This window comes from Myxococcus sp. AB025B, from assembly GCF_006518215.1.
In the GTDB taxonomy this organism is placed as follows: Bacteria; Myxococcota; Myxococcia; order Myxococcales; family Myxococcaceae; genus Myxococcus; species Myxococcus fulvus.
The window spans coordinates 23310-50156 of the sequence record NZ_SRLW01000029.1 but is presented as its reverse complement, the minus strand read 5'-3'; the positions used below and the strand labels follow the sequence as shown (position 1 = coordinate 50156).

Below are 26847 nucleotides of genomic sequence, written 5' to 3'. Positions count from 1 at the left end.
GCCCGGACAAACACTGTCATCCGCTCCGTGTCTGAAAGTCAACGAATGACAAGTCATCGGCCTCGCTGGTCAGCCGCGACCCGGCCTGTCACATCGCGAGCTTTTCCGGGTGTGACACGCGCGGCGGAGACGGAGCGGGTGGTGGAGCACGCGCGCGAGAAGCTGGAGCGCAAGGGGCTGGACGCCATCGTCGCCAACGACGTGACGGCGCCCGGCGCGGGCTTCGGCACGGACACGAACCGGGTGACGGTGTTGACCCGGACCGGCGCGCCACGGGAGCTCCAGGGCACCAAGGACGCCGTGGCCCGGAGCCTCCTCGAGCTCCTGCTGGTGCAGCGCGCGGCGTCCGGCGTGTGAGCCTCAGGGCGTCCGGGGCTCGACGACGGCGAGCGTGACGGTGGCCTTGGAGACGCGCTGCTCCTGGCCTCCGGCGACGGTGTGGACCTCGGACTCGACGACGATGAGCCGGCGGCCCGCGCGCAGCACCCTGGCCTTGCAGCGCAGCGCCTCGCCTCGTGCCGCCTGGAGCAGGTGGATCGTGAAGTCCACGGTGAGGATTCGCAGAGGGCGGGGCACGAGGGTGAAGGCGGCGCCGCCCGCGGTGTGGTCGGCCAGGGTCGCCTGGACGCCCGCGTGGATGACGTCGTCCTGTTGCAGGTGGCGGGGCTGAACCACCAGTCGTGCCTCCACCTCGCCCGGGAGGATGGAGACGGGCTCGATGCCGAGGTCGGTGACGAAGGGGGCCGCGCGGAAGAGGGCCTCCGTGTCCTGACGGTAGTCCGGGTTCTGTGGATTCATGGGGAGGAGGGTAGCCCGCCTTCTGCCGGACCCACCCGGGGGTCGGCGCGCGGGTCGACCCGGTGTGCGGTGAATCGAACCCGCGGCCCTTGGCTCCGGAGGCCCGCGACGGAGGCGCGACAGGCCGGCCGTGACGCGGTGTGGTGGGGAACTTGACGCTGTGAGGGAGGTCCGGGCCGCCCCGTGGAGGAGCGTCCGCCCAGGATGGATGTCCGCTTCCTTGCGCCCGGGCCTGCCCTCCGATACCGATCGGTCATCGTGAACGACGATTCGCCCGAAGCCACGCAGGAACTGAGCGCCGTGCTGGAGGATGTGCGCCGTCACCTGCTCTGGCAGGAGGACGGCGGCGGGCGTCAGCTGATGATCGACGCCAAGGCGGCGGCCGAGCTCCAGCGCCTGACGCCCTCCTTGCGCTCCCGGTTCGCCCGTCCCGGGCCAGCGACCGAGCCCGCACCGGCCGAGCGCAAGCCCGCTCCGTCCACGGCGACCACGCCGATGTCGCGTCCGGGCGACGCGCCGCCGGGCCCGGGCACCTCGCGCTTCGAGCGGCCCGTGAGCGCCGCCAGTGCTCCGCGCCAGGCGACTCCCTCGCTGTCGGGCCGTCCATTGGCCCCCACGGAGCCCGCGCCCCGCGCGCCGGGCCCCGCGCCCCTCGCGGCGCGGGGGACCACCGCGCCTTCCGCCTCGAACGGGATGCTCCTCGACGTGCCGAGGTCGTCCCCCACGGGCAGCGGACCGCTGCCGGGCCTGGTGGACGGCGAGCGGCCGACGCTGGACCAGGTGCGCCGGGAGCTGGGCGACTGCCAGCGCTGCAAGCTGTGCACGGGACGCAAGAACATCGTCTTCGGCTCGGGCAACCCCCGCGCGGAGCTGGTCTTCGTGGGCGAGGGCCCGGGCGAGAACGAGGACCTGCAGGGCGTCCCGTTCGTGGGCGCCGCGGGAGATCTGCTCACGAAGATGATCGAGGCGATGGGCTTCCGTCGCGACGACGTCTACATCTGCAACGTGGTGAAGTGCCGGCCCCCGGGCAACCGGAACCCGGAGCCGGACGAAATCGCCGCGTGTGAGCCCTTCTTGCGCGCGCAGCTCGCGGCCCTCCAGCCGAAGGTGGTGGTGGCGCTGGGCAAGTTCGCGGCGCAGACGCTGCTTCGAGATTCGACGCCCATCACCCGCATGCGCGGGGCCTGGCGTGTCTACGAGGGCATTCAGCTCATGCCCACCTTCCACCCCGCGTACCTGCTCCGCAATCCCGCGGAGAAGCGCAAGGCGTGGGAGGACCTGCAAGCCGTGATGAAGATATTCGGCAAGAACCCGGGCGCGCGCGCGTAGCGCGGCCGCGAAGGGGGAGACTCGGATGAAGGGATTGCTGGAGACGCGCGAGGTGCAGTCGCCCGCGCTGGAGTCCAACCCGCTGGGCGACCCGGCCCGGCGCAAGCTCACCGTGTACCTGCCGCCGGGGTACGCCGAGTCGGACCGTCGCTACCCGGCCGTGTACTTCCTGCACGCGTTCGGCAACAGCGGCGGCACGTGGACCAACGCCTCGGGCTTCGCGCCGTCCGTGCCCGAGCGGCTGGACGCGCTCATCGAGTCCGGCGCGGTGCCTCCCGTGGTGGGCGTGTTCCCCGACGCGTGGACGTCGCTGGGCGGCAGCCAGTGGATCAACAGCGACGCCATCGGCCGGTACCGTGACTACCTGGCCAAGGACATCGTGGGCTTCGTGGACCGCACCTTCCGCACGCTGCCCAGGGCCGCGTCGCGCGCGGTGCTGGGGCACAGCTCGGGCGGCTACGGCGCGCTGGTGATGGGGCGCTACCACCCGGAGGTGTTCTCGCTCCTGGGCGCGCACTCGGCGGACGCCTACTTCGAGTACTGCTACCTGCCGGACCTCCCGAAGGCGGCCAGCTCGCTCCTGAAGTCGGGCGGCATCGAGTCCTGGCAGGGCGAGTTCCGTCAGCGCGTGCGCGAGACGAAGATGCGCGGGGACGACTTCCCGGTGGTGAACACGCTGGCGATGGCGGCGGCGTACTCGCCGAAGAAGGGCGAGCCGCTCAACCTGGAGCTGCCCTTCGACGCGCAGACGGGCCGGCTGAAGCTGGACGTGTGGAACCGGTGGCTGGTGCATGATCCGGTGCGCTTCGTCCCCAAGTTCCTGGATGCCTTCCGCAAGCTGAAGGGCGTCTTCCTGGACTGCGGCACGCGCGACGAGTTCAACCTGCGCTGGGGCACGCGCATGCTGGCGGACGACCTCAGGAACGCGGGCGTGGACCTGGTGCACGAGGAGTTCGAGGACGGCCACTCCGGCGTGTCCTATCGCTTCGAGCGCTCGCTCTCGGTGCTGCTGCCCAAGCTCTCCCAGGAGTAGCCCTTCACCCAGGCTCGCGCGGTGCTGTGTCGGGAAGGGCCCTCTTGCTGACAGGAGGGCCCTCGGCAGAGGGGGCCGCGCGACGTGACGCTGGCCATCCCCCCGGCGGAGCGGATAGACGCAGGACTCCCGCGCGACAGGCCGCTCGGCTGCGGGCGCGGATGGACCTTCAGGGAGATGGAACATGAGCAACGACCTCTACGGGCTGTCCCGCGTCGTCGGCGAGAAGGGCGTGCTGCCACAGCGCGCGCGCAAGCTGGACCCCTCGCTGCCGTGCCGTGATTCGGAGGTGCTCATCGACGTGGAGAGCCTCAACATCGACGCGGCCTCCTTCAAGCAGATCAAGGGCGAGGTGGGCGGAGACCCGGCGCGCATCGGCGCGCGCATCCAGGAGATCGTCCTGGAGCGCGGCAAGATGCAGAACCCCGTGACGGGCTCGGGCGGCATGTTGATTGGCCGCGTGAAGAAGCTCGGCGCGAAGCACCCGGCGCGGGGGCAGCTCCAGGTGGGCGACCGCATCGCCACGCTGGTGAGCCTGACGCTGACGCCGCTGGTCATCGAGGAGGTGAAGGCGGTCCACGTGGACATCGACCGCCTGGACATCCGCGGCCACGCGCTGCTCTTCGCCACGGGCATCTACGCGAAGCTGCCGGCGGACCTCCCGGACACGCTGGCGCTGGCGGCGCTCGACGTGTGTGGCGCGCCCGCGCTCGTGGCGCGCTACGTGCGGCCGGGCATGACGGTGGCCGTGCTGGGCGCGGGCAAGAGCGGCGCGCTGTGTCTGGCGCAGGCCCGGCGCAACCTGGAGAGCCGGGGACAGCTCATCGCGATGGACGTGTCGCAGCCGGCGCTGGACGCGCTGACGGCCATCGGCCTGTGTGACGTCGCGCTGAAGGTGGATGCGACGCAGGGCGTGGAGGTGATGGAGGCGGTGAGCCAGGCCACCGGCGGTCAGCTCTGTGACCTGGTGGTGAACTGCGCCAGCGTGGGCAACACGGAGATGGCCACCATCCTCTCGGTGAAGGACGGCGGCACGGCCATCTTCTTCTCCATGGCCACCAGCTTCACCACGGCAGCGCTCGGCGCGGAGGGCGTGGGCAAGGACGTCACCATGCTGGTGGGCAACGGCTACGTGCCCGGCCACGCCGCGCTCACCCTGGCCCTGCTGCGCACCGAGCCCGCGCTGCTCCAGCTCTTCGCCACGCGCTACGTCTGAGCGGCGGCCTCCCGTCGCGAGGTTATCTCGCGGCGGCGGTGTCCTCCGGTGACACGGGGGCGGGCGCCACGGGGGCCTGGGGCGCGCTCTGCGTCCGGGCCCAGTCGGCCGCGCTGCGACCGCTGGCGTCCTTGAGCTCCTCGGACGCGCCCTTCTGTCGGAGCGCGTCCACCACCTCCTGCCGACCGAAGAGCGAGGCGAACATCAGCGCCGTCTGGCCCAGGCTGTTGGCCTGGTCCACGGCGCACGGCTGCGCGTTGAGCAGCGCGACGATGTCCGCATGGCCCTTGAACGCCGCGCCCATCAACGCGGTGTTGCCGCGCTTGTCCCCGGCGCACGCGTCCACCCCGGCCGAGAGCAGCACGCGCACGGTGTCCAGGTGCCCGTGGTAGGCGGCGAGGATGAGCGGCGTGAAGCCGCGCTCGTCCCGGGCCTCCGCGGAAGCGCCCGCCTTCACCAGACCGGAGACGATCTCCGTGTCACCGACACGCGCGGCGGCGAGCAGGTATCGCTCCGCCTCGTTCGCGGCGAGCAGACGTCCCTGGGGTACGGGCTCGGCCTTCATTGAGTACCACGCGGCCGTCACCACCCCGCACACCAGCACCAGCAGACCGAGGGCTCCGAGGAGCAGCTTGCGGAACATGTCCATCCTCCAGGCGGACGAGAGGGAAGGGGCCCGCGCCGGTGCTCAGGCACGGGCCCCGGTGCTTCACTCAGGAGCGCTTCAGCGGGTGGCGAGCGGCGCCACGGCGGCGCGAGCGTCATCCACCTTCACGTTCACCGCCTTGGCCAGCCTGGTGCCGAACTCCTCGTTGGCGACGAAGAAGTGGCCCACCATGCGCGCCTTCACGCGGGCGTCACGCACCTGGCCCAGGTCCCCGGCCAGGTTCTTCACCAGGCGCTCACGGGCCGCCGGGTCCAACGCCACGTAGAACGCGCCCGCCTGCGAGAAGTTGTCCGTCTTCTCGATGGGCTGCTGCTGGGAGGTGCCGGACAGGGGCAGCCGCGAGAACAGGTGCTGGGGGGCCTCCTGAGACTCGCGGGCGATGCTCGGCTCGTAGTTCACGTCCGACTTCGTGTTCGCCACGTTCATGGCGCCGGCCTGGTTGTTGTTGTTCACCGAGGCGCGCGCGCGGTTGACGGGCAGCGACTGGTAGTTGGCGCCCACGCGGTAGCGCTGCGTGTCCGCGTAGGAGAAGAGCCGGCCCTGCAGCAGGCGGTCCTCGGACGGCTCGATGCCGGAGGGCTGCACACCGGGGGAGAACGCCGACTGCTCGGTCTCCTCGAAGAAGTTGTCCGGCAGCTTGTTGAGCGTGAACCTGCCCAGCTTGACGGAGGGGGCCTTGTCCTCGGGCCAGACCTTCGTCGGGTCCAGCGGGTTGAACGCGAAGCTGTCCAGGTCCTTCGGGTCCAGCACCTGCGCCGACAGCTCCCACGACGGGAACTTCCCCGCGCCGATGGACGCGTACAGGTCCGTGGTGGCGTTCTGGTGGTCCTCGCCGGCGATGCGCGAGGCCTCCTCGTTGGTGAGGCTCTTGACGCCCTGCTGCGAGGCCCAGTTGAACTTCACGTACTTGTACTCGCCCTTGGCGTTGACGAACTTGAACGCGTGCACGCCGTGCCCGTTCATCTGCCGGTAGTTCGCCGGGATGCCGATGTCCGAGTAGAGCTGCGTCAGCATGTGCGTCGACTCGGGGATGTGGGAGAAGAAGTCGAAGAAGCGGTTCGGGTCCTGCTTGTTGGTGACGGGCGACGGCTTGAGCGAGTGCACCATGTCCGGGAACTTGATGGCGTCGCGGATGAAGAAGACCGGCAGGTTGTTGCCCACCAGGTCCCAGTTGCCGTCGTCCGTGTAGAACTTGAGCGCGAAGCCGCGAGGGTCTCTCAGCGTCTCCGGCGAGCCGGACGGATGGATGACGGTGGAGAAGCGCACGAACATCGGCGTCTTCTTCCCCTTGTTGGCGAACAGGGACGCGCGCGTCAGGTGGGAGAAGTTGCCGTAGCTCTCGAAGACGCCGTACGCACCCGCGCCGCGCGCATGCACCACGCGCTCGGGGATTCGCTCGCGGTCGAACCGCGCCAGCTTCTCGATGAGGTGGAAGTCCTCCAGCAGGATTCCGCCGCGCGGACCCGCCGTCTTGGAGCTCTGGTTGGTGCCCACGGCGGCACCCGTATCCGTGGTGAGCGGCGGCGGATTGGCCGCGAGCGCGGGACCACTCAGCAGTACGGCGGACAGCAGCAGCGAACGCGTCTTCATGCGAAAACTCCTCTCGGGGGATGAGGCGGAGCCGCTCCAGAGCACGCACCGTGCCGTCTCTTGGAATCCAATAATTCCGAGCGCTTGAAGGTGGTTGGAAGGCCAGGCTCACCGGTATTTCGGTGGCGGCACCGCTCCCTCGGTGGGGTGGGCGCTGTTATTTCGGTGTCGGGGTGGGCCAACCGATAATGCGGTGCGGCAGCGCCATTCCGGTATGCTTCAGCGCTTCCTGTAGGCGTTCGGGCGGGTAAGGTGCGCCCATGCCAGGCCCGTTCATCGACGACGCGCAGATTGCGCATGCGCGCACTCTGGCGGAGGAGATCGTCAATCCGATCTTCGACCTCATCCGCCGTAACACCACTGTATCGATTGAGCGCACCGTGTTGCGCTTCTTCGGAATCTCCGGAGCAGGCGCGCGAGGGGTGCCGCTCGCCAACCTGATGGTCGACAAGCTCAAGGCCGCGGGCGTGCTCAACCGGGGCGCCGCCTATTGGTATGGCCGCGCGCTGCACCTGGGCGCCAAGAGCCCGCTGGAGGCCGTGGAGCGGCTGACGGCGCTGCCCACCGACAAGCTGGGCCCCCTGTCCCCCGACGTCGAGCAGAACCTGCGCGACGAGGTCCGCTCGGAGGCGCGCTCCGCCTTCGAGGACATGAAGGCGCGCATCACCGCGCGCGAGGAGCTGCGCAAGCAGTTCCCCATGTCGCCGGCGCCGCACAAGTACGTCATCGTCGCCACGGGCAACATCTACGACGACGTGGACCAGGCCCGGGCCGCGGCCCAGGCGGGCGCGGACGTCATCGCCGTCATCCGCTCCACCGCGCAGTCGCTGCTCGACTACGTGCCCCACGGCGCGACGACGGAGGGCTACGGCGGCACCTACGCCACCCAGGAGAACTTCCGCATCATGCGCGAGGCCCTGGACGACGAGAGCCGCAAGCTCAAGCGCTACATCCAGCTCACCAACTACTCGTCCGGCCTGTGCATGTCGGAGATCGCCTTCTGCGCGGCCTACGAGAAGCTGGACATGCTGCTCAACGACGCGATGTACGGAATCCTCTTCCGTGACATCAACATGCGGCGCACGTTCATCGACCAGTACTTCAGCCGCCGCATCTGCGCCCTGGCCGGCATCATCATCAACACCGGCGAGGACAACTACATCACCACGGCGGACGCGTACGACGCGGCCCACACCGTCATCGCCAGCCAGTTCATCAACGAGTGCTTCGCCAAGCGCGCGGGCCTCAAGGACTGGCAGCTGGGCATCGGGCACTCGTACGAGATCGACCCGTACCGCGACGACACGCTCCTGTTGGAGCTGTCCCAGGCGATGCTGGTGCGCCGCTGCTTCCCGGACGCGCCGCTCAAGTACATGCCGCCCACCAAGCACAAGGAGACGGACATCTTCTTCAGCCACGCGTACGACGTGATGGCGGACCTGGTGGCCATCTGGACGCGGCAGGGCATCCAGCTGCTGGGCATGATGACCGAGGCCATGCACACGCCGCTGCTCGCGGACCGCTACGTGGCGCTCAAGTCCGCCAACTACATCCACCGCGCGGCGCGGGGCATCGACGAGGAGTTCACCGTCCGCGAGGACGGGAAGATCGCCAACCGGGCGCGCGAGGTGTTCGCCCAGGCGATGAAGCTGCTCCAGGAGTGCCGGGACGAGGGCATGGTGGCCGCCATCGGCAAGGGGCACTTCGGCGACGTCAAGCGCGAGGAGACCGGCGGCAAGGGTCTGGACGGCGTGCTGGAGAAGGCCCCCGATTACTTCAATCCGTTCCTGGAAATCCTGGAGGCACAATGATTGTCGGTACCATCCTGACGGTGGTGATGGCGGCGGGTGGCTCGGCGGACGCGCTGACGCAGTTCCAGGTCAAGAACGTGGCCGTGCAGGTGCCGGCCGCGTGGACGCGCTCCAACGAGGACGGGACGGCGAAGTTCACGGCGCCCAGCGGGGACGCGTACTTCCTGGTCGACGTGGGCGCGGTGCAGACGGCGGGCATGAAGGCGCAGGTCTGCGTGGACAAGATCGTCACCGGCAGCGGCGGCACGGGCTGGGAGAAGCTCAAGGTCGGCGGGCAGCCGGCGGCGCGGCGGCTGGACACGGACGCGTCGACGAACGGGGCGCTGGTGGACACCTGGACGTACGTGGGCTGTGACGGCCGCACGACGTGGTCGGTGGTCTTCCACCTGGAGCAGGGCAAGAAGGAGCGCTTCGCGCCCCTGGCGGAGAAGGTGGCCGGGAGCGTGAAGTTCCAGCGGGCGCGGGGGAAATGACGCGATGGTGAAGCCGAGCAAGCAGATCATCCGTCCCTACGGAGACCGGCGGGACGACGGCGTGGTGCAGCTGTCGTTCACGCTGCCGGTGCCCCTGTCGGAGAAGGCCAAGGAGGCCGCCGCCGTCTTCACGCGCAAGATGGGGTTCACCGACGTGAAGGTGGCCGCCGCCGAGCGCGCCGCGGACAGCTACACGTTCTTCATCGTGTACGCCCGCTCGGGCGTCACGCTGGACTACGCCGAAATCGACGTGCCCGAAGTCGTCGTGAAGAAGATGTCCTTCGACGACCTCAACGCCTTCATCAAGGAGAAGGTCGCCCGGCGCATCGTCGTGTTCGGCGCGTGCACCGGCACCGACACGCACACGGTGGGCATCGACGCCATCCTGAACATGAAGGGCTACGCGGGCGACTACGGCCTGGAGCGCTACCCCGGGTTCGAGGCGTTCAACCTGGGCAGCCAGGTGCCCAACGAGGACCTCATCAAGCGGGCCATGGCGAAGAACGCCGACGCCATCCTGGTGAGCCAGGTCGTCACCCAGCGCGACGTGCACAAGGACAACTCGCGCCAGTTCATCGAGGCGGCCAAGGCGGCGGGCATCCACGGCAAGGTGCAGCTGCTCTTGGGCGGCCCGCGCGTGGACCACAAGCTGGCGCTGGAGCTGGGCTTCGACGCGGGCTTCGGTCCGGGCACCAAGCCCTCCGACGTGGCCAACTACATCGTCCACGCGCTCCTGAAGAAGCTGGGCAAGGAGCCCCAGGACATGCACTACCAGGGAGAGCCCTCATGAGCACGGGAACCAAGGCCATCATCCGCCTGCGCATGAGCAGCCACGACGCGCACTACGGCGGCAACCTGGTGGACGGCGCGCGGATGCTCGGGCTGTTCGGCGACGTGGCCACGGAGCTGTGCATCCGGGCCGACGGCGACGAGGGCCTGTTCCGGGCGTACGACTCGGTGGAGTTCCTGGCGCCGGTGTATGCGGGGGACTTCATCGAGGCGGAGGGAGAGATCGTCAGCGCGGGCAACACGTCGCGCAAGATGCGCTTCGAGGCGCGCAAGGTCATCCGCCCGCGTCCGGATGTGAATGACTCGGCGGCGGACCTGTTGCCGGAGCCCATCGTCGTGTGCCGTGCTTCGGGCACCTGCGTGGTTCCCAAGGACAAGCAGCGAGGTCAGCGATGAGCACTCCCATGGTCATCACCGCGGCGATGGTGGGCGCGGAGACGACGCGCGAGCAGACGCCGCACCTGCCCATCACCGCGGAGGAGATTGCGGAAGACGCGGCGCGCTGCCGCGAGGCCGGCGCCGCCATGGTGCACCTGCACGTGCGCACCCCCGACGGCAAGCCGTCCCAGGACGCGGAGCTGTTCCGGGCCGCCATCCGCGCCATCCGCAAGCGCACCGACGTGCTCATCCAGACCTCCACCGGCGGCGCGGTGGGTATGACGGTGGACCAGCGCTGCGGGCCGCTCACGCTGACGGGGGAGGACCGGCCGGACATGGCCACGCTCACCACGGGCACCGTCAACTTCGGCGAGGAGGTCTTCTGGAATCCCCGCCCGCTGGTGCGTGACATCGCCAAGCGCATCCGCGCGCTCGGGCTGCGGCCGGAGCTGGAGTGCTTCGACGTGGGGATGATCGACGAGGCGCGCTACCTGGCGAAGGAGGGCCTGGTGGACCTGCCCGCGCACTTCGACTTCGTGCTCGGGGTGCCGGGCACGCTGCAGGCGCGGCCGGAGGTGCTGGACTTCATGATCGCCTCGCTGCCGGAGGGCAGCACCTGGACGGTGGCGGGCGTGGGGCGCTTCCAGCTCGCGTTCGTGGACGAGGCCGCGAAGCGCGGCGGCAACGCGCGCGTGGGCCTGGAGGACAACATCTACGTGTCCAAGGGCGTGCTCGCGAAGGGCAACTGGGAGCTGGTGGCCGAGGCCGCCAGAAGGGCCCGGGCCCACGGCCGGGAGCCCGCGACTCCCGAGCAGGCTCGCAAGCTGCTGCGACTGAGCTGAACCCCGCCGCCGACACACTCAAGTGTGTCGGCGGTTTTCTTTCCAGAACATGTCAGCAACCTGGGTCCCTTCGCGTCGGCGTTCGCCGGACGCCGCTCGTTCGCCCGGACTCCGGCGCGTGAGGGTCCCACTCACTTCCGAGGAGTCGTGCGCATGGACACGGAGCTGAAGGGGCAGGGCGTCCTGGTGACGGGCGGCGCGGGTGGCATCGGCACGGCCATCGTCCAGGCCTTCGCCGCCGAGGGCGCGAAGGTGGCGGTGCACTACCACTCCCGTGAGGCCAAGGCGCGCGAGCTTGCGGGGAAGGTGGGCGGCGCGGCGGTGGGCGCGGACCTGACGGTGGAGGCCCAGGTGGACGCGCTGGTGCCCGCGTCGGTGGCGGCGCTGGGCCGACTGGACGTGCTGGTGTGCAACGCGGGCGTGTACCCGGCCCCGGACGTGCCGGTGTGGGAGATGTCGCTGGAGCGCTGGCGCCGCACGCTGGCGGAGAACCTGGACAGTGTCTTCCTGTGCTGCCGCGCCTTCCTGCGCCACGTGAAGACGACGGGCGTGGGCAACATCGTCATCGTCAGCTCGACGGCGGGCCTGTTCGGCGAGGCGGGACACGCCGACTACGGGGCGGCCAAGGGCGCGCTGGCGAGCGGATTCCTGCGCAGCCTCAAGAACGAGCTGGGCCGCATCGCGCCGGGGGCCCGCGTCAACGCGGTGTGCCCCGGCTGGACGGAAGTGGACCGCAACCGCGACAAGCTGAAGGCGGAGGGGTTCGTGAAGCGGGTGACGCGCACCATGCCGTTGCGCAAGGTGGGCCAGCCCGAGGACGTGGCGCGCGCGGTGGTGATGCTCGCGTCGGATTTCGTCTCCGGCCACGTGACGGGTGAGGTCGTCACCGTCGCCGGAGGCATGGAAGGACGGGTGCTACATGACGACTGATGCCATCGATGTACGGAAGCACAACCGCGACGCCTGGAACCGCCAGGTGTCCCTGGGCAACCGGTGGACGGTGCCGGTGGGGCCGGAGGTCATCGCGGCGGCGCGCAAGGGCGAGTGGGGCATCCTGCTCACGCCGACGAAGATTGTCCCTCGCGAGTGGTTCGGCGAGGTCGCTGGCAAGCGCGTGTTGTGTCTGGCGGGCTCCGGTGGACAGCAGGCGCCCATCCTCGCGGCGGCGGGCGCGAAGGTGTCGGTGCTCGACAACTCGCCGGCGCAGCTGGGGCAGGACCGGCTGGTGGCCGAGCGCGAGGGACTGACGCTGCGACTGGAGGAGGGGGACATGCGCGACCTGTCCGTCTTCGAGGACGGCGGCTTCGACCTCATCTTCCACCCGTGCTCCAACGGCTTCGTGGACGACATCCAGCCGGTCTGGCGCGAGGCGTTCCGCGTGCTGCGCCCCGGTGGCGCGCTGCTGACGGGCTTCTGCAACCCGCTCATCTTCCTGCTCGATCCGGACCTGCAAGAGCAGGGCGTGATGCAGCTCAAGTACAAGATGCCGTACTCGGACTTCACCAGCCTCACGGACGCCGAGCGGCGCCGGTACACGGACAAGCACGAGCCGCTCAGCGTGGGTCACTCCCTGGAGGACCAGATTGGCGGCCAGCTCCGCGCGGGCTTCGTCCTCACCGGCTTCTTCGAGGACGGCTACGGTCCGGGCGACAAGCTCTCCGAGTACATCGATGGCTTCATCGCCACCCGCGCCGTGAAGCCCCCCCTCCCGTAACCGTTCGTCCCAGGAACGGGGAAGTTCATTGCGCCGTGGAGTCCGAGGGGACTCCCATGCGGGCTGTCCTGGATGCCCCAGGACGTCCCGCAAGGAGCGCATATGCGTACCCCCAGGAATCTCTCCTCGTTCTGTGTCGTGAGCCTCGCGCTGCTGGGCGTGGGGTGTGAGCCGTCGGCCTCGCCGGTGACGTCGCGGGAGGGCGTGGCGCTGGAAGAGAAGAAGGACCGCGCGGTGGGTGACGTGCGGCTGTACTGCGAGACGACGCAGGACGGGAGCTACTTCGAGTTGAAGGAGACGGCGACGGGGTTCGAGGGCGTGGTGGCGACGCTCGAGTACGACCCCTGGGACTGCCGCTGCATCCGGTTGAAGCGCGAGGTGGTGGGGCAGTACACGTCCTGCAACTTCGCGGCGTCGGACCCGCGCATCGCCAACTGCTGGCGTCGTGACGCCAACGGCTCGACGACGAAGGCGTTCATGTCGTCGGCGAAGATCACCCGGCAGTCGCTGGTGTTCGCCAATCCCATCGAGACGTCGGACCAGTTGTTGGAAGTCACCGTCGTGAACCAGGACCCGGGGCAGACGCCTCGGCATGACCTGTCCTTCCCCCTCAACGACTGCGTGGCGGAGCAGTAGCAGACCAGGCGGGCAGGCCCGCTCCGGTGTGGCGCCGGGGCGGGATTTAACCTTCGCTTTCGCGTGGGGTTCTCCAAGGCAACAGGGCGCGAGCAGGGCTGGACTCGTGCTCCTCGAACCCACGGAGCGTCTCACCATGCGTCAGAATTTCTTCATGCGGTCCCTCGTCACGGCGTCGCTGTTGCTGGCCACCCCGGTGTTCGCGCAGAGCGCGGCGCCCTCGACGGAGGACAAGGCGGCGGAGTGCGGCGAGCGGCACGGCCGTCATGGCAAGCGGGGCATGAAGGGCGAGCGGAAGCTGGCCCGGATGGAGCACCGGTTGGACCGCGCGGTGGTGGATGGGCGGCTCACCCAGGCGCAGGCGGACCAGTTCAAGGCCGAGGCGAAGCAGCTCCAGGAGGAGCGCAAGGCGCTGCGCGAGGCCTCCGGAGGCCAGCTCACCGAGGAGCAGCGGCAGCAGGGCCGCGAGCGCTTCCGCGCCTTCCACGAGAAGGTGAAGGCCGCGCTGAAGGCCACCGCGCCCGCGAAGACTTGAGCGGTGCGTCTGGAGTGGCGCGGCGCCGTGCGCCTCAGTCGCGCAGGCGCTCCGCCCAGGTGAAGTACGCGGCGCGCGCGTCCACGAACGGGTCGCGGAAGAGGGCGCGGACCTCGGCCTTGTCCACCTGACCCGCGTCGAAGGCGCGGTAGAGCTTGTCGCCGAGCAGGTACCCCAGGCCGTGGCTGACGCCATGGAACAGCCGGTCCTTGCGCAGGGGCAGCAGCTTCACCGCCTCCTCGGGCGCCTCCAGCTCGGCGGCCGCGTGGGCGAGCACGAACGCGGAGACCTGTCGGTCCACGCCTCGCGTCTCGCCGAAGCGCCGCACCCAGTCCGCCAGGTTCAGGCACGTGCGCCGGGGATTGACGAGCCGCGAGCCGAAGAAGCCCAGCGCCTCCTCCATGCACCGCGCGTAGAACGCCTCCGACGCCGTGCGGGGCTCCTCCATCGCGCTGCCCACCGCGCAGTGCCGCACGAAGTGCGCGGCCTCCTCCGCCGCGTGGTTCAGTGACAATGACGCCAGGTACGCCGTGCGCGCACGCGGGATGTAGCTGCTCTCCCGCGACAGGATGTGCCGACGCAGCTGCGACAGCTCCGTCTGCGTGAAGCGCCCTCGTCGCTGGATGCGCGCCAGCACGTCGCCGTCCGCCACCGTGGTGACTTCCACCGACTCCAGCGCGCGACCCACCGGCACACCGGCCAGTCGACCGATGAGCGCCGCCATCTCCCGGAAGCGCTCCGCCGCGCCCCGGTCCATCAACGGCGCGTCTCCCGCCTCGGCTTCCAGGTAATCCAGGAAGCTCTGCTGACAGACGACAGGGGAGGCGTTGAGCAGGCACAGGGTGTCGTCGGCCAGCTCCACCGCCTCGGCCGAGCCCATCTGTCCGTCGCGGGCCAGCTTCCACCAGACGCCTTCCGCGTTCTGGTAGACGACCAGGCCCCGACGCTGGGTCTCCCCCAGGGCCCGCTCCACCTGCGCGGGCAGGTGGCACGGCGCGATGTGGTACTGGCCCACCAGGACCAGGATCAGCGGACGGTCCTCGGCGCGGGCGGCGCGGGCGATGCGCTCGGCGGCGTAGGCATCGCGCAGCGCGAGCGAGCGCTCCCCCTGGGCCCGTCGGTCGATTCCGATGACCTCCAGGCGGTGCTTGCGGGCGAAGGCGAGCAGGCCCCGCGGCGCGCTTCCCGGGCCGAAGCCCGCACCCTCCGTACCAGCCCCCAGGCGTGCGAAGAGGGAGCGCTCCGACAGGCGTCCGGAGCCCCACGCATCGAGCGAGGCCTGGTGACGACCCTCGATGCACTCGAGGGCGAGCACGACGCGGCGGCCCGAGGACAGGGCGCGCTCCGCGAGCTCCAGGTACGTCTGCTGGGCCAGGGGCAGCGTGTGGTAGTCGCCCACGTACACCACGTCCGAGGCGCGCACGCGCTGGTGGACGTCGCTCAGCGGCAGGACGCGCCGATAGCTGGCGGTGCGCCGCCGGTAGCGGGCCTCGTAGGAGCGGAAGGCATCTGTCTGCCCGTCCACCACGCGGGCGATTTGTGCCCGCTGTCGACGGAAGAGGGCAAGGTGCAGGGCGAGCGAGTCGCGCATGGAGTGCGGCGATCCCTCGCACGGCCTCGGAGACCCGGCAAAAAATCAGCGGCGCTCTGGCTCCCGGCCCCCCCTTCCTTGACTCGGGGAGGGCCCCAATGGACCATCTGCGTCAGCTTGAAGAACACACTCGCTCGCGCGACCCTCCTCAGCCTCGTGCTCTTCCTGGCGGTGCCTGTCCGTGCCGAGGAGCCTTCTCTTCTCCACTCCGCTCCGGCACGCGCGGAGGCCAACGTGCCGCTGCGGCTCGACGGCACCCTCGTGGAGGGCGCCCGCATCCTGGAGATGCAGGTGCGCTACCGGGGCCCGGGAGAGCCGTTCGCCCGCGTGCCGATGGAGCGCCAGTACGGCGACCTGTATCGCGCCGTCATCCCGCCCGAGCACATGGTGCCTCCTGGCATCGAGTACTACGTCGAGGGCCTCACCGCCGACGGCGAGCGCATCGCCATCTTCCAGTCCGCCTCGCGGCCCGCCCGCGTGCTCGTGGCCGGAGAAGCGCCCGCGTCCGCGCGCAAGCCCGGCGCGTCCGAGCCTCCTCCGCTGGCCGCCGTCGACGAGCGTCCCAGCACGCGGACTCAGGCCACCCAGGAGCGCCCGCGTCCGTCGTCCTCCGATGACGATGACTCGATGGCCGCGCTCACCGCGGACCTGAACGAGGGGGTTCCACCGCCGACGCCCAAGAACTCCCGGGACTCGCGCGGGTCGTCCACGCCTCCGCCGAAGGGGACGTCGCGCGATTCCTCGCGTGCGTCTCGCGACACCTCATCGACCTCGAGAGACGCACCCACGCGTGAATCGCAGTCGTCGCGCGAGTCACCCTCACGCGACGCGGGGACCTCGCGCGAGTCGCCCTCCCGCGATGCCGTGACCGCGCGCGAGCCGGGCGTCACGCGGGATGCGACCTCGAGCGACACGGTGTCCACGCGCGACACGTCCCGCGACACGGGCTCCTCGCGTGGCGAGCCCCTCTCCCCGCAGCGCACGGAGCTGGAGGACGACCTGGCCCTCTACAGCGCCGAGGACACGCTGGCGCTGGCCACGCGTCACGAGGAGAAGGTCCGCAAGGTGCCGGCCATCGGCGCGTCCTTCAACCGCGAGCAGATCAGCGTGCTCGGCGCGCGCACGGTGGCGGACGTGCTGGACGTGGTGCCCGGCCTCACGGTGAGCCGCGACGTGCAGGGCTTCCACCGCACGGCGGTGCGCGGCTTGCGCAACGACGCGGAGGTGCTGTTCCTGCTCAACGGCCACCGGCTCAACAACTTCTTCGACGGCAAGGCGCTGATGAACCTGCCGGTGGAGAACCTGGAGCGCATCGAGGTCATCCGTGGCCCGGGCTCCGCGCTGTACGGCGCGGGCGCGTTCCTGGGCGTGGTCAACATCGTCACGGACACCTCGGATGGCGTCCGCACGGCCGTGTCCGCGGGAGGCTTCCCGGAGAAGGACGACCGGCTGGCCGTCACCGTCAACGGGCACGCCTCCGCGGGGCACACGTTCGGGGACCTGCGCCTGTTCGCGGACGTGGACGTGTGGAACCAGTCCGGCGACGCGAACATCATCGAGCACGACGGCCTGGATGACGAGTCCACCTCCCAGGGCCTGCGCTCGGTGGAGGACCCGGCTGGCAGGACGCGCGATGACCGCCTCCTGCTCAACGTCGGCGGCGGCGCGACGTACTCCATGGGCGACGCCGGTCGGCTGGCCGCCTCCGTGCGCTACCTCTCCGAGAACCGCACCGCGCTGCTGGGTCTGTTCGACGTCGTGGCCGAGGACTCCGAGCTGAAGTGGAACGTGCTCATGGCGGACGTCCACTGGGAGAAGAACATCGGCTCGTCGATCCTCCTGCGCGCGCGCGCCGGCTTCGACCAGCAGACCACCGACCGCCTCTTTCAAATCACGCCTCGCAACTTCCGCACCGGTCCGGACTCGAACCAGCTGTTCGACAACGGCCTGCGGGAGCAGACGCAGATTTCCGTGCGCTCGCTCACCGGCGGCGTGGACGCGGACATCGTCCTGTCGCCCAACAACCGCCTGTCCGTGGGCGCGGTGGTGGAGCAGCAGTCGCTGGGCGACTACACCTACGAGACGAACTACACGCTGGACGCGCGCGTGCGCCCGGGCGGCTTCACCACGCCCGAGGGCCTGGCGGACCTCCTGGAGCTGGCGGGCGGCGCGGCGTCCCGCCGGCTGACGGTGGGCGCCTTCGCGCAGGACCAGTGGACCGTCATCGCGCCGCTGACGCTCACCTTCGGCGTGCGCGTGGATGCCACGCAGCTGCCCACCGTGGGGACGAGCGGCGACATCACCGGCACCCGCTTCGTGGCGCGCGTCAACCCACGCGTGGGCCTGGTGTTCTCCGCCACGGACGCGCTGGTGCTCAAGGCCCTGTACGGCCGCGCCTTCCGCGCGCCCACGCTGCAGGAGCTGGTCGAGCGCATCCCCGACACCGACTACAACCAGGGCCGCTTCGAGGGCAACCCGAGCCTGCAGCCCGCCATCGTGGACACCTTCGAGCTGGGCGCGGACCTCATCCAGTCCGCGGGCGAGGCGCGCGTGCGGCTGCGCGCCAACGCGTACCTGGAGCTCTTCTCGTCCCCCATCGTCCCGGTGGACACGTCCGGCAACATCGTCCCGCTGCGCAACCGCGAGCTGGGCGTGCGCGTGTACGGCATCGAGGGCGAGGCCCGCCTGGAGGCCTCCAAGCGCGCCAACGCCTGGTTCAACGCGAGCATCTCCCGCGCGCAGGACATGGAGCTGCCGTCGCAGTCGCGGCTGCTCACCGACACGCCGCAGGCGCGCTTCAACGCGGGCGTGTCCATGCCCATCGGCGCGTGGGTGAACTTCGACGTGGTGGTGCGCACCGGCGCCGAGCGCCGCAACAACAGCCGCTCCGTGCTGGAGCTGGTGCGCCGCTACAAGATTCCCGCCTACAGCCTGGTCACCGCGCAGATTCGCACCGAGCCCATCCTGGACATCTGGGAGGTCTCGCTGGTGGCGCACAACGTCTTCGACCACGACCTTCGCGACGACGTGCCGCGGCCCGACCGCGTCACCGGGAACCTCCCGCGCGAGGGCATGTCCGGCTACCTCACCGTGAGGGCTCACTTCTGATGCCACTGCCCAAGTCCCTCGTCGCCGCGCTCGCGTGCGCCCTGGCCTCGCCCCTGGCCGGGTGCATCTCCTACAACGACTCCTGCCAGCCGCTCGTCGCGGACCCCGACGCCGTCGTCGGCTACCTGGGCCAGGATGTCCTGCTCGACAAGCCCTTCGTCTGGCATGACAACAACGCGCTGGCGCAGGCCGCCGCGGATGCGTTCCGCCACGCGGAGGACGGCTCGGCCCGGCCCGCGGTGCTGGGCGTCATCAACGGCGGCTCGCTGCGCGCGGAGGGCCTGTGCTTCACGCGCCAGGCGCTGCGCAAGGGCCCGCTCACCGACGGCGTTCTCCACGAGGTCATCCTCTTCGAGAACCTGGTGGTGTCCGTGGACCTCACCGAGACGGAGCTGGTGAAGATGATGGAGAACAGCGTGGGCAGCCTCTACCGGGAAGGGGAGCTCATCGCGTCACCGTCCGGCGCCTTCCTGCACCTGTCGGAAGGCACCACGATGCACGTCAACTGCGCGAACCCCCGGGGCCAGCGCGTGGAGGCGCTGACGGTGAACGGGCAGAGCGTGCCCCTGCCGCCGCGTGACGACGCGAGCATCCGCTACCGCGTGGCCATGCCCAGCTTCCTGCTCGGAGGCGGCGACGGCTACGGGGAGGCGTTCGGCAACGCGGGACAGAATCCAGACCGCTTCCCGGTGCAGGCGCGGAAGCTGGGCGGAACGGACGCGAACATCACCTCGGCGTACCTGCGGGAGATGCACCCCTCACCCGAGCTGTCGCTCACCGAGAAGCCGCGAATCACGTTCTCGAACTGCGCAAGACCCGCGCGGCCCGCCGGAGGTTGAGTGCCGGGGGCCGTTCGCGGGGACCTTCAGGACTTCGGCTCGTCCGGGTTCGGAGCGGCCGCCACCAACGTGGCGGTGGCCGCGGGCGTCGCCGCCGGGCTCGCCGCGACGGCGGCGGGACGGGCAGGCGCGCTCAGCACGTCGTTGACCGACGGCATCCTCCGAATCTCGGCACGCGCCACCTTCCACGCCTGCTGGACGATCCACGACAGCGAGCGGTCCTGCCGCGTGGCCTCACGCTGGATCTCCTCCAGCATGTCCTCCGGGAAGTAGAGGCTTTGCTTGCGATGGTCGGTGGTGGCCATGCCTGCGCTACTCCTCGCGCGGGTCCTGGCGCTCGTCGCCAGTCACGTCGTTGACGGCGGGGAACGACTTGATGCGCTCGCGGGCGATCTTCCACGCCTGCTGGACAACCCAGGAAAGAGAGCGGTCCTGTCGGTTCGCTTCTTCCTGAATCTCCTTCAGCATCTCCTCGGGGAAGTACAGCGACTGCTTGCGCTTGTCGGTGCCTGCCATACTTGAGTCTCCGGGGCGGATTCGAGGTGACGACCTGAACACACCGGTGCCGTTATCCGACAGACGCCCAAGAGGGTCAACGGTTTAGGACGACTCATTCCGCGCCCGTCGGCTCCCTGCTCGGACATGTTCAGTGCCGCCTGACGTATCCAGCCGGGCGCGAAAAGGAAACGCCCCGGGCCTCGCGATGGGAGGACCGGGGCGTTTCGGAAAGAGAGACCGCCGGGAGTGGATCTCCCAGCGGTCCCGTGGACCCAGAGGGGGAGGGGGGGGACCCCTAGGTCCAACACCTTGAAAAGTCGACCGTCCCCTCAACAACGCCCGGTGTCGCGCATATTTCCGCTTCCGCGACCGCGCCCATCCGGTGTGACGATCATAAGAACCGACCCCCTGGCCTTCAACCGCGCGCGCCTCTGTAACCCTGTTACCCGACATTCCATTCCGCCCCCGCAGATGTCACCCACTGGACCCGCGACGCAGTTGCTGAAGAGGACACTGATGGACACGTATGCGCGCCTCGGACTGGAGGGCCGGTCCGTGTTGTGCGCCGTGTCCGGAGGCGCGGATTCGGTGGCCCTGCTCGTCGGCACGGCGAGCGTGCGCGAGCGGCTGCGGCTGCGAGTGGAGGTCTGCACGGTGGACCATGGCGTGCGTCCCGAATCCCGAGCGGAGGCCCGGGCCGTGGGCTCGCTCTGCGAGCAGCTGGGCGTGCCCTGTCACGTGCGGACGCTGGCCCTGGCTCAGGGCCCCGGCCTCGAGGCCCGCGCGCGGCAGGCGCGCTACGAGGCCCTGGAGGCGGTGCGGCGCGAGCGGGGCCTGTCCCTGGTGGCGACGGCCCACTCGGCGAGCGACCAGGCGGAGACGCTGCTGATGCGGCTGGCGCGGGGCGCGTCGACGCGGGGCGCGGTGGGCATCCGCGAGGCGCGGGGCACGCTGGTGCGGCCGGTGCTGTCGCTGACGCGGGCGGAGCTGGTGGCCTCCTTGAAGGAGCAGGGCGTCGGCTATGCGACAGATGAGATGAACGACGACCCCGCCTTCCTGCGCGTCCGGGTGCGACACGACGCGCTGCCGGCCCTGTCGCGCGCGGCGGGCTTCCCGGTGGACGCGCGGCTGGCGTCGTACGCGCGGCTGGCGGCCGAGGACGACGCGCTGCTGAGCGACCTGGCGGACGCGGCCTGGGAGCGCGTGCGGCTCGCCGACGGCGCGCTGGACGCGGTGGCGGTGCGCGCGCTGGAGGTGCCCTTGCGGCGCAGGGTGCTCGCCAGGCTGCTGGCCGCGCACGACGTGGTGGCGGACGCGGCGATGGTGGAGCGCGCGCTGCGGGCGGTGGAGCAGGGCGGCTCGGCGACGGTGGGGCGCGCGCTGCGGCTCCGGGCCACGGGCGGGCGGGTGCGCTGCGTGGCGTCGTCGGAGGTGAAGACGCCTTCGGTGCGGGCCATGGTGCTGACGGGGCAGGGGGCCTCCGGCGTCCTGGAGGGCACGGGGTGGTGCTTCCGCGTGGAGTCGCGCGAGCCACCTCCGGGCATGCATGGGCTGGCGCTGGCGCGCGATGTCCTCTGGCCGCTGACCGTGCGGACGCGCAGGCCGGGAGACCGGGTGCGCGCGGGGGAGAAACAACGCCGGCTGCAGGATGTGTTGGTGGATCTTCGGGTGCCCGCGGAGTCGAGGGATTCGCGGCCGGTGGTGCTGGACGCCGAGGGCACCGTGGTGTGGCTCCCAGGGCTGTGGACACCTCCGTCACGGGCGGAGGTTTCCGGACACTACCTGTGGGCCGCACCCGTGGGTCCGAGCAATCACCAGGACCCTTCGTTATAGAGTGGAATGAGTGTTGTCGGGGGTTGGCCGTGCCCCCTAAATAGTTGAGGGCTTTTTGCTGTTGCTGATACGGTCCGACGACTGGGAGCTCGCCTGGTGTCGGGCAAATGATTGAAAAGGCTGGGTTTCTCCCGGCACGGCCCTCACCCGCCGAGTACCGAAAGGGCAGCTGACACGTGCGTTCGACCTACAAGACCATCGGGCTCTGGGTCATCCTGATCGTCCTCTTCGTCGCCTTCTACAACTTCTTCTCCCAGGGCAACGACCAGGTCCAGGAGCCCTCCTTCACCCAGCTTCTGTCGAAGGTGGAGGAGAAGAAGGTCAAGGAAGTGGCGGTCAAGGGCAACACCTACTCCGGCAAGTTCGTGGACACGAGCGAGCGGTTCCGCACGACGGGGCCCGCGCCGGATGCGGCGATGCTCAACCAGCTCCGCAACAACGGAGTGGACGTCAAGTATGAGCGGGAGGAGCAGAACAGCCTCTGGCTGACCATCCTCGGGCAGTGGATGCCCGTCGTCTTCCTGTTCCTCTTCTTCATCTTCTTCATGCGTCAGCTGCAGGGCGGCAGTGGCAAGGCGATGACCTTCGGGAAGTCGAAGGCCAAGCTGCTCAGCGAGAGCCACAACAAGGTCACGTTCGCGGACGTGGCCGGCGTGGACGAGTGCAAGGAAGAGCTCGAGGAGATCGTCGCCTTCCTGAAGGACCCCAAGAAGTTCACCAAGCTCGGCGGCCGCATCCCCAAGGGCGTGCTGATGATGGGGCCTCCGGGCACGGGCAAGACGCTGCTCGCCCGCGCGGTCGCCGGCGAGGCGGGCGTGCCGTTCTTCTCCATCTCCGGCTCGGACTTCGTGGAGATGTTCGTGGGCGTCGGTGCCAGCCGCGTCCGTGACCTGTTCGAGCAGGGCAAGAAGAACGCCCCCTGCATCATCTTCATCGACGAGATCGACGCCGTGGGTCGTCACCGTGGCGCCGGTCTGGGCGGCGGTCACGACGAGCGTGAGCAGACGCTCAACCAGCTGCTCGTGGAGATGGACGGCTTCGAGTCCAACGACGGCGTCATCCTCATCGCCGCGACGAACCGTCCGGACGTGCTGGACCCCGCGCTGCAGCGTCCGGGGCGCTTCGACCGCCGCATCGTGGTGCCGCGGCCGGACCTGAAGGGCCGCCTGGGCGTGCTGAAGGTGCACACCCGCCGCGTGCCGCTGGCGCCGGAGGTCGACCTGGAGGTCATCGCTCGCGGTACGCCGGGCATGACGGGCGCGGACCTGGAGAACCTGGTGAACGAGTCGGCGCTGATGGCCGCGCGGCAGAACAAGGAGCGCGTGGACCTGAGCGACTTCGAGGCCGCCAAGGACAAGGTCTTCATGGGCCCCGAGCGGCGCTCGATGATCATGACCGAGAAGGAGAAGCGCAACACGGCGGTGCACGAGGCGGGGCACGCGCTGCTCGCCAAGCTGCTGCCGGGGTGCGACCCCCTGCACAAGGTCACCATCATCCCGCGTGGACAGGCGCTCGGCGTGACGTGGAGCCTGCCGACCGAGGACAAGGTCAACGGCTACAAGAAGCAGATGCTGGACCAGATCTCCATGGCCATGGGTGGCCGTATCGCCGAGGAGCTGCTCTTCAACGAGATGAGCAGCGGCGCGGCGAACGACATCGAGCGGGCGACGGAGACGGCGCGCGCCATGGTGTGCCGCTGGGGCATGAGCGAGAAGCTGGGGCCCCTGGCGTTTGGCAAGAGCGACGGTGAGGTGTTCCTGGGTCGCGACTTCAACTCGTCCAAGGACTACTCCGAGGACACGGCGCGGCAGATCGACGCCGAGGTGCGCGGCATCGTCGTCGGCTGCTACGAGAAGGGTCGCAACCTCCTCACGGAGAACCTGGAGGCGCTCAAGCGCGTCTCCGACGCCCTGGTGGAGTACGAGACGCTCGACGCCGAGGACGTGAACATCCTCCTGCAGGGTGGCCAGCTCACCCGTGAGCGTCCGCCCCCGCGGGTGAATGCTCCGCCGAAGGCGACGGAGAAGAAGGACAAGCGGAAGATCCTCGACGCGCTCGAGGGCCTGCCGAAGATGGAGCCGAACAAGGCGTAGTTTCCGGCCGCCGCCACGCGGCGCTGAACGAAGGCCCTTCCCACCCCGGGGAGGGCCTTTTCGTTTGTGGGGAGGCGGGCGGCGCCAAGGGGTAGGGTGGACGCCACGTCCCTCGAAGGAGTCCTCGCCCATGCTTCGTGCCCGCCCCATCAGCGTCGACCGTCCGGAGGACCTGACGCTGGCCTTGCGTCGCATGGGGCTGCCCACGCCCGCGCGCGAGTACCTGCTGGAGAAGGTGCCGCATGGGCAGTGGCTGCTCACCGGCGTCTCGAAGGACGTCAGCCAGTTCCTCCGCGGGCTGGGGGAGCGCTCGAGCGCGCCGGGCCGCGAGGAGTTCCCCTCCTGGGTCTCGGGTGACGTGCGCACCCGCCCCGGCGCGGGCCTGTTGTCCGGGCGCCGGGAGCAGCTCGAGCGGCTCCTCGCGCTCGCGCGCGCCGAGGGCGGCGAACTCGTCGCGCTGGCGGGCGCGCTGGAGCGGGCCCTGGGCGCTCACGTGGCGCCGACGCCGCTGGTGCTCGGCGAGCGCACCTTCGAGTGGGGCTCGCGCACGTACCTCATGGGCGTGGTCAACGTGACGCCGGACAGCTTCTCCGATGGGGGGCGCTACCAGCACGTCGACGCGGCCGTGGCGCACGGGCTCGCGCTGGCGGAGGCGGGCGCGGACCTCCTGGACATCGGCGGTGAGTCCACGCGTCCCGGCTCACGGGCCGTCCTGGCCGAGGAGGAGGTGGCCCGGGTGCTGCCGGTCATCGAGGGCCTGCGGGCCCGCACCGCCGTGCCCCTGTCGGTGGACACCACCAAGTCGGCCGTGGCGCGCGAGGTGCTCCAGGCGGGCGCGCACCTCATCAACGACATCACCGGCTTCCGCACGGACCTGGAGCTGCCCCGCGTGGTGGCGGAGTTCGGCGCCGCCTGTTGTCTGATGCACATCCAGGGGACCCCCAGCACCATGCAGCAGGCGCCGTCGTACGAGGACCTGGTGGACGAGGTGCTGACGTACCTGGAGGACTCCTCCGCCGTGGCGGCGGCCGCGGGGGTGCCGCGCGAGCGCATCCTGCTGGACCCGGGCATCGGCTTCGGCAAGACGTTCGACCACAACCTCTACCTGCTGCGACGGCTGGGGGAACTGCGCGTGCTCGGGCTGCCCCTGCTGGTGGGCACCAGCCGCAAGGGTTTCCTCGGCGCCCTGACGGGTGGCAAGCCGGCGGGCGAGCGTCTGGCGGCGACGCTGGGCTCCGTGGCGGCGATGGCGGTGCTGGGCGGCGCGGACGTCGTCCGGGTGCACGACGTGGCGGAGGCTCGCGACGCGCTCCTGGTGGCGGATGCGATTCGCGTGGCGCGCGACGGAGGCGCCCTGCTCGGACGCTGAGCCGGCGTGGACCGCGCGCCACACGGTGGCGGTGGAGCCGCGTGTAGGCGCGGGGAGGGGGCTGGTATCGTTTTCGCACTGACCTTCAACGGTGATACAGCCTGCAAGCCCGGGCCGTTGCCGGGGGAGCATCGGGGCCCTACCTTCGAGCCCCGGCGGTGGGCGGGGTATAAGCCCCGACGTCGAGCGACCGGCGAAGGCCCGGCGTGGGAAAGGTGGAGCGGAAAGCCATGGCGTACAGGATGAACATGCCTCCCAAGGAGGAGCGCGCGTCGCAGAAGCTGTTCGGCACGGACGGGGTTCGCGGAAAGGCGAACGTCTACCCGATGACAGCGGAAGTCGCGATGCAGCTCGGGCGGGCGCTCGCGTACCTCATCCGCAATGGACCGCACCGCCACCGCGTCATCGTGGGCAAGGACACGCGACTGTCGGGCTACATGCTCGAGCAGGCGCTGGCCGCGGGCCTGACGTCCATGGGCGTCGACGTGGAGCTGGTCGGCCCGCTGCCGACGCCGGGCATCTCCAACATCACCACGTCCATGCGCGCGGACGCGGGCGCGGTCATCTCCGCGTCCCACAACCCGTACGAGGACAACGGCATCAAGTTCTTCTGGCGCGACGGCTTCAAGCTGCCGGACGAGACGGAAGGCAAGATTGAAGAGCTGCTGTCCACGGGCGCCATCGACTCCATCCGTCCCACGGCGACGAAGATTGGCCGCGCGTTCCGCATGGAGGATGCGCGGGGCCGCTACATCGTGTTCCTCAAGGCGACCTTCCCGCGCGAGCTGACGCTCGAGGGGATGACCATCGTCGTCGACTGCGCCAACGGCGCGGCCTACAAGACGGCGCCCGCGGTGCTGGAGGAGCTGGGCGCGAAGGTCATCACGCTGGGCGTCTCGCCGGACGGCAAGAACATCAACCACAAGTGCGGCGCGCTGTACCCGGAGAACCTGGCGCGCACGGTGCTCAAGCACGGCGCCCACCTGGGCATCGCGCTGGACGGTGACGCCGACCGGCTCATCGTCGTGGACGAGAAGGGCAAGGTCGTGGATGGCGACGCCATCATGGCCATCTGCACCGGCGAGCTGGTGGCGCGCAAGCAGCTCAAGAAGAAGGTGCTGGTCTCCACGGTGATGAGCAACGTCGGCCTGGAGCGCGCGGTGGCGCGCTGGGGCGTGAAGGTGGCTCGCACGCGCGTGGGGGACAGGTACGTCGTCGAGGAGATGCGCAAGAACGGCTACAACCTGGGCGGCGAGCAGAGCGGCCACCTCATCTTCCTGGACCACACCACGACGGGGGACGGCACGCTGGCGGCGCTCCAGCTGCTCGCGGTGATGTGCCGCGCGGGCAAGCCCCTGAGCGAGCTGGCCTCCATCTTCGAGCCGGTGCCCCAGACGCTGGTCAACGTGGTGGTGAAGCAGAAGAAGGAGCTGGGCGAGCTGCCGGACGTGATGAAGGTCATCAAGTCCGTGGAGCAGAAGCTCGGCAACTCCGGCCGCGTGCTGGTGCGCTTCTCCGGCACCGAGCCCAAGGCGCGCGTGCTGGTGGAGGGCGAGGACGCCGCTCGCAACGAGGCCTACGCGAAGGACATCGCCGACGCCCTGGCGAAGGCGCTCAACCGCTAGTCGTCGTTCACGACGGTTGACTTCCGGACGCTGGCCGCGATTAGAGGGGCCAGCGCGTGCCGGGGCCCCCGACAATCCCG

24 protein-coding genes and 1 pseudogene are annotated in these 26847 nt (G+C 69.9%); 19 read left to right on the top strand and 6 right to left on the bottom strand.

Going from position 1 to position 26847, the window contains the following annotated elements; translation table 11 throughout:
- Window positions 1-120: 120 nt before the first annotated feature.
- A pseudogene (locus tag FL311_RS07330) lies at window positions 121-357 on the top strand (phosphopantothenoylcysteine decarboxylase); the annotation flags it as partial.
- A 3-nt stretch (window positions 358-360) separates the two neighbouring features.
- Here the strand turns inward: FL311_RS07330 and FL311_RS07325 are convergent.
- Complete coding sequence (locus FL311_RS07325; RefSeq protein ID WP_141324219.1) at window positions 361-798, bottom strand: PaaI family thioesterase; 438 nt, start codon at window positions 796-798, stop codon at window positions 361-363.
- 258 nt (window positions 799-1056) lie between these two features.
- Here FL311_RS07325 and FL311_RS43965 point away from each other — a divergent pair, with 258 nt between their 5' ends.
- The 3 genes from FL311_RS43965 to FL311_RS07310 all read left to right on the top strand — a co-directional run bounded on the left by FL311_RS43965 (window position 1057) and on the right by FL311_RS07310 (window position 4376).
- Window positions 1057-2127, top strand: coding sequence for a uracil-DNA glycosylase family protein (locus FL311_RS43965; RefSeq protein WP_228556723.1), 1071 nt, complete (start codon window positions 1057-1059; stop codon window positions 2125-2127).
- Window positions 2128-2152: 25 nt separating this feature from the next.
- Window positions 2153-3160, top strand: coding sequence for an esterase family protein (locus FL311_RS07315; protein WP_141324218.1), 1008 nt, complete (start codon window positions 2153-2155; stop codon window positions 3158-3160).
- A 184-nt stretch (window positions 3161-3344) separates the two neighbouring features.
- The gene (locus tag FL311_RS07310; RefSeq protein ID WP_141324217.1) at window positions 3345-4376 is read left to right on the top strand and encodes an L-erythro-3,5-diaminohexanoate dehydrogenase; all 1032 of its coding nucleotides are present in this window, start codon (window positions 3345-3347) and stop codon (window positions 4374-4376) included.
- 22 nt (window positions 4377-4398) lie between these two features.
- Here FL311_RS07310 and FL311_RS07305 read toward each other — a convergent pair whose 3' ends face one another.
- On the bottom strand, window positions 4399-5019 hold the full coding sequence (locus FL311_RS07305; RefSeq protein WP_141324216.1) for an ankyrin repeat domain-containing protein: 621 nt from the start codon (window positions 5017-5019) through the stop codon (window positions 4399-4401).
- A gap of 81 nt (window positions 5020-5100) precedes the next feature.
- Window positions 5101-6633 carry a catalase gene (locus FL311_RS07300; RefSeq protein ID WP_141324215.1) on the bottom strand — a complete coding sequence of 511 codons (1533 nt, stop codon included), beginning with the start codon at window positions 6631-6633 and terminating at the stop codon, window positions 5101-5103.
- 260 nt (window positions 6634-6893) lie between these two features.
- On the opposite strand from FL311_RS07300, the gene FL311_RS07295 reads away from it, so the two are divergent.
- The 9 genes from FL311_RS07295 to FL311_RS07255 all read left to right on the top strand — a co-directional run bounded on the left by FL311_RS07295 (window position 6894) and on the right by FL311_RS07255 (window position 13811).
- Entirely contained in the window at window positions 6894-8444 is a 1551-nt protein-coding gene (locus FL311_RS07295) for a lysine 5,6-aminomutase subunit alpha (RefSeq protein WP_141324214.1), read from the top strand.
- Window positions 8441-8917 carry a hypothetical protein gene (locus tag FL311_RS07290; protein WP_046714529.1) on the top strand — a complete coding sequence of 159 codons (477 nt, stop codon included), beginning with the start codon at window positions 8441-8443 and terminating at the stop codon, window positions 8915-8917. Before FL311_RS07295 ends, FL311_RS07290 begins: the two co-directional genes overlap by 4 nt.
- Before the next feature lie 4 nt (window positions 8918-8921).
- Window positions 8922-9707 carry an OAM dimerization domain-containing protein gene (locus tag FL311_RS07285; protein ID WP_141324213.1) on the top strand — a complete coding sequence of 262 codons (786 nt, stop codon included), beginning with the start codon at window positions 8922-8924 and terminating at the stop codon, window positions 9705-9707.
- The gene (locus FL311_RS07280) at window positions 9704-10102 is read left to right on the top strand and encodes a hotdog fold domain-containing protein (protein WP_141324212.1); all 399 of its coding nucleotides are present in this window, start codon (window positions 9704-9706) and stop codon (window positions 10100-10102) included. Before FL311_RS07285 ends, FL311_RS07280 begins: the two co-directional genes overlap by 4 nt.
- Window positions 10099-10926, top strand: coding sequence for a 3-keto-5-aminohexanoate cleavage protein (locus FL311_RS07275; RefSeq protein ID WP_141324211.1), 828 nt, complete (start codon window positions 10099-10101; stop codon window positions 10924-10926). Before FL311_RS07280 ends, FL311_RS07275 begins: the two co-directional genes overlap by 4 nt.
- Before the next feature lie 153 nt (window positions 10927-11079).
- Complete coding sequence (locus FL311_RS07270) at window positions 11080-11856, top strand: SDR family NAD(P)-dependent oxidoreductase (protein WP_141324210.1); 777 nt, start codon at window positions 11080-11082, stop codon at window positions 11854-11856.
- Entirely contained in the window at window positions 11846-12640 is a 795-nt protein-coding gene (locus tag FL311_RS07265) for a class I SAM-dependent methyltransferase (RefSeq protein ID WP_141324209.1), read from the top strand. The genes FL311_RS07270 and FL311_RS07265 overlap by 11 nt, the downstream gene beginning before the upstream one ends.
- A 102-nt stretch (window positions 12641-12742) precedes the next feature.
- Window positions 12743-13276, top strand: a complete 534-nt coding sequence (locus tag FL311_RS07260; protein WP_141324208.1) for a hypothetical protein — start codon at window positions 12743-12745, stop codon at window positions 13274-13276.
- A 136-nt stretch (window positions 13277-13412) separates the two neighbouring features.
- Complete coding sequence (locus FL311_RS07255) at window positions 13413-13811, top strand: hypothetical protein (RefSeq protein ID WP_141324207.1); 399 nt, start codon at window positions 13413-13415, stop codon at window positions 13809-13811.
- A 34-nt stretch (window positions 13812-13845) separates the two neighbouring features.
- Here FL311_RS07255 and FL311_RS07250 read toward each other — a convergent pair whose 3' ends face one another.
- Complete coding sequence (locus FL311_RS07250) at window positions 13846-15402, bottom strand: ChaN family lipoprotein (protein ID WP_141324206.1); 1557 nt, start codon at window positions 15400-15402, stop codon at window positions 13846-13848.
- A gap of 117 nt (window positions 15403-15519) precedes the next feature.
- Between FL311_RS07250 and FL311_RS07245 the strand changes: the two genes are divergently transcribed.
- Together FL311_RS07245 and FL311_RS07240 are read left to right on the top strand one after the other, a co-directional pair.
- Window positions 15520-18510, top strand: coding sequence for a TonB-dependent siderophore receptor (locus FL311_RS07245; protein ID WP_141324205.1), 2991 nt, complete (start codon window positions 15520-15522; stop codon window positions 18508-18510).
- Entirely contained in the window at window positions 18510-19349 is an 840-nt protein-coding gene (locus FL311_RS07240) for a 5'-nucleotidase C-terminal domain-containing protein (RefSeq protein ID WP_141324204.1), read from the top strand. Before FL311_RS07245 ends, FL311_RS07240 begins: the two co-directional genes overlap by 1 nt.
- 26 nt (window positions 19350-19375) lie before the next feature.
- Here FL311_RS07240 and FL311_RS07235 read toward each other — a convergent pair whose 3' ends face one another.
- Together FL311_RS07235 and FL311_RS07230 are read right to left on the bottom strand one after the other, a co-directional pair.
- A complete protein-coding gene (locus FL311_RS07235; protein ID WP_141324203.1) occupies window positions 19376-19654 on the bottom strand; it encodes a TIGR04563 family protein in 279 nt (92 codons plus the stop codon).
- Window positions 19655-19661: 7 nt separating this feature from the next.
- Window positions 19662-19865 (bottom strand): TIGR04563 family protein, encoded by a 204-nt coding sequence (locus FL311_RS07230; protein ID WP_015350409.1) that lies wholly within the window; start codon window positions 19863-19865, stop codon window positions 19662-19664.
- A gap of 498 nt (window positions 19866-20363) precedes the next feature.
- Here FL311_RS07230 and tilS point away from each other — a divergent pair, with 498 nt between their 5' ends.
- The 4 genes from tilS to glmM all read left to right on the top strand — a co-directional run bounded on the left by tilS (window position 20364) and on the right by glmM (window position 26767).
- Window positions 20364-21680 (top strand): tRNA lysidine(34) synthetase TilS, encoded by a 1317-nt coding sequence (gene tilS / locus FL311_RS07225; RefSeq protein ID WP_228556722.1) that lies wholly within the window; start codon window positions 20364-20366, stop codon window positions 21678-21680.
- A 176-nt stretch (window positions 21681-21856) separates the two neighbouring features.
- On the top strand, window positions 21857-23773 hold the full coding sequence (gene ftsH, locus FL311_RS07220) for an ATP-dependent zinc metalloprotease FtsH (RefSeq protein ID WP_141324201.1): 1917 nt from the start codon (window positions 21857-21859) through the stop codon (window positions 23771-23773).
- A gap of 130 nt (window positions 23774-23903) precedes the next feature.
- Window positions 23904-25142 carry a dihydropteroate synthase gene (gene folP, locus FL311_RS07215; protein ID WP_141324200.1) on the top strand — a complete coding sequence of 413 codons (1239 nt, stop codon included), beginning with the start codon at window positions 23904-23906 and terminating at the stop codon, window positions 25140-25142.
- A gap of 230 nt (window positions 25143-25372) precedes the next feature.
- Window positions 25373-26767, top strand: a complete 1395-nt coding sequence (glmM, locus tag FL311_RS07210; RefSeq protein ID WP_141324199.1) for a phosphoglucosamine mutase — start codon at window positions 25373-25375, stop codon at window positions 26765-26767.
- The last annotated feature ends 80 nt before the right edge of the window (window positions 26768-26847 follow it).

Excerpts from the sequence above, each read along its gene's own strand:
- FL311_RS07280 (WP_141324212.1), top strand. The coding sequence starts at position 9,704 with ATGAGCACGGGAACCAAGGCCATCATCCGCCTGCGCATGAGCAGCCAC.
- FL311_RS07230 (WP_015350409.1), bottom strand. The coding sequence starts at position 19,865 with ATGGCAGGCACCGACAAGCGCAAGCAGTCGCTGTACTTCCCCGAGGAG.
- FL311_RS07265 (WP_141324209.1), top strand. The coding sequence starts at position 11,846 with ATGACGACTGATGCCATCGATGTACGGAAGCACAACCGCGACGCCTGG.
- FL311_RS07255 (WP_141324207.1), top strand. The coding sequence starts at position 13,413 with ATGCGTCAGAATTTCTTCATGCGGTCCCTCGTCACGGCGTCGCTGTTG.
- FL311_RS07295 (WP_141324214.1), top strand. The coding sequence starts at position 6,894 with ATGCCAGGCCCGTTCATCGACGACGCGCAGATTGCGCATGCGCGCACT.
- FL311_RS07300 (WP_141324215.1), bottom strand. The coding sequence starts at position 6,633 with ATGAAGACGCGTTCGCTGCTGCTGTCCGCCGTACTGCTGAGTGGTCCC.
- FL311_RS07240 (WP_141324204.1), top strand. The coding sequence starts at position 18,510 with ATGCCACTGCCCAAGTCCCTCGTCGCCGCGCTCGCGTGCGCCCTGGCC.
- FL311_RS07270 (WP_141324210.1), top strand. The coding sequence starts at position 11,080 with ATGGACACGGAGCTGAAGGGGCAGGGCGTCCTGGTGACGGGCGGCGCG.
- FL311_RS07285 (WP_141324213.1), top strand. The coding sequence starts at position 8,922 with ATGGTGAAGCCGAGCAAGCAGATCATCCGTCCCTACGGAGACCGGCGG.
- FL311_RS07275 (WP_141324211.1), top strand. The coding sequence starts at position 10,099 with ATGAGCACTCCCATGGTCATCACCGCGGCGATGGTGGGCGCGGAGACG.
- tilS (WP_228556722.1), top strand. The coding sequence starts at position 20,364 with ATGGACACGTATGCGCGCCTCGGACTGGAGGGCCGGTCCGTGTTGTGC.
- FL311_RS07305 (WP_141324216.1), bottom strand. The coding sequence starts at position 5,019 with ATGTTCCGCAAGCTGCTCCTCGGAGCCCTCGGTCTGCTGGTGCTGGTG.
- FL311_RS07260 (WP_141324208.1), top strand. The coding sequence starts at position 12,743 with ATGCGTACCCCCAGGAATCTCTCCTCGTTCTGTGTCGTGAGCCTCGCG.
- FL311_RS07235 (WP_141324203.1), bottom strand. The coding sequence starts at position 19,654 with ATGGCCACCACCGACCATCGCAAGCAAAGCCTCTACTTCCCGGAGGAC.
- FL311_RS07290 (WP_046714529.1), top strand. The coding sequence starts at position 8,441 with ATGATTGTCGGTACCATCCTGACGGTGGTGATGGCGGCGGGTGGCTCG.
- FL311_RS07250 (WP_141324206.1), bottom strand. The coding sequence starts at position 15,402 with ATGCGCGACTCGCTCGCCCTGCACCTTGCCCTCTTCCGTCGACAGCGG.
- FL311_RS07310 (WP_141324217.1), top strand. The coding sequence starts at position 3,345 with ATGAGCAACGACCTCTACGGGCTGTCCCGCGTCGTCGGCGAGAAGGGC.
- FL311_RS07325 (WP_141324219.1), bottom strand. The coding sequence starts at position 798 with ATGAATCCACAGAACCCGGACTACCGTCAGGACACGGAGGCCCTCTTC.
- folP (WP_141324200.1), top strand. The coding sequence starts at position 23,904 with ATGCTTCGTGCCCGCCCCATCAGCGTCGACCGTCCGGAGGACCTGACG.
- glmM (WP_141324199.1), top strand. The coding sequence starts at position 25,373 with ATGGCGTACAGGATGAACATGCCTCCCAAGGAGGAGCGCGCGTCGCAG.
- FL311_RS07315 (WP_141324218.1), top strand. The coding sequence starts at position 2,153 with ATGAAGGGATTGCTGGAGACGCGCGAGGTGCAGTCGCCCGCGCTGGAG.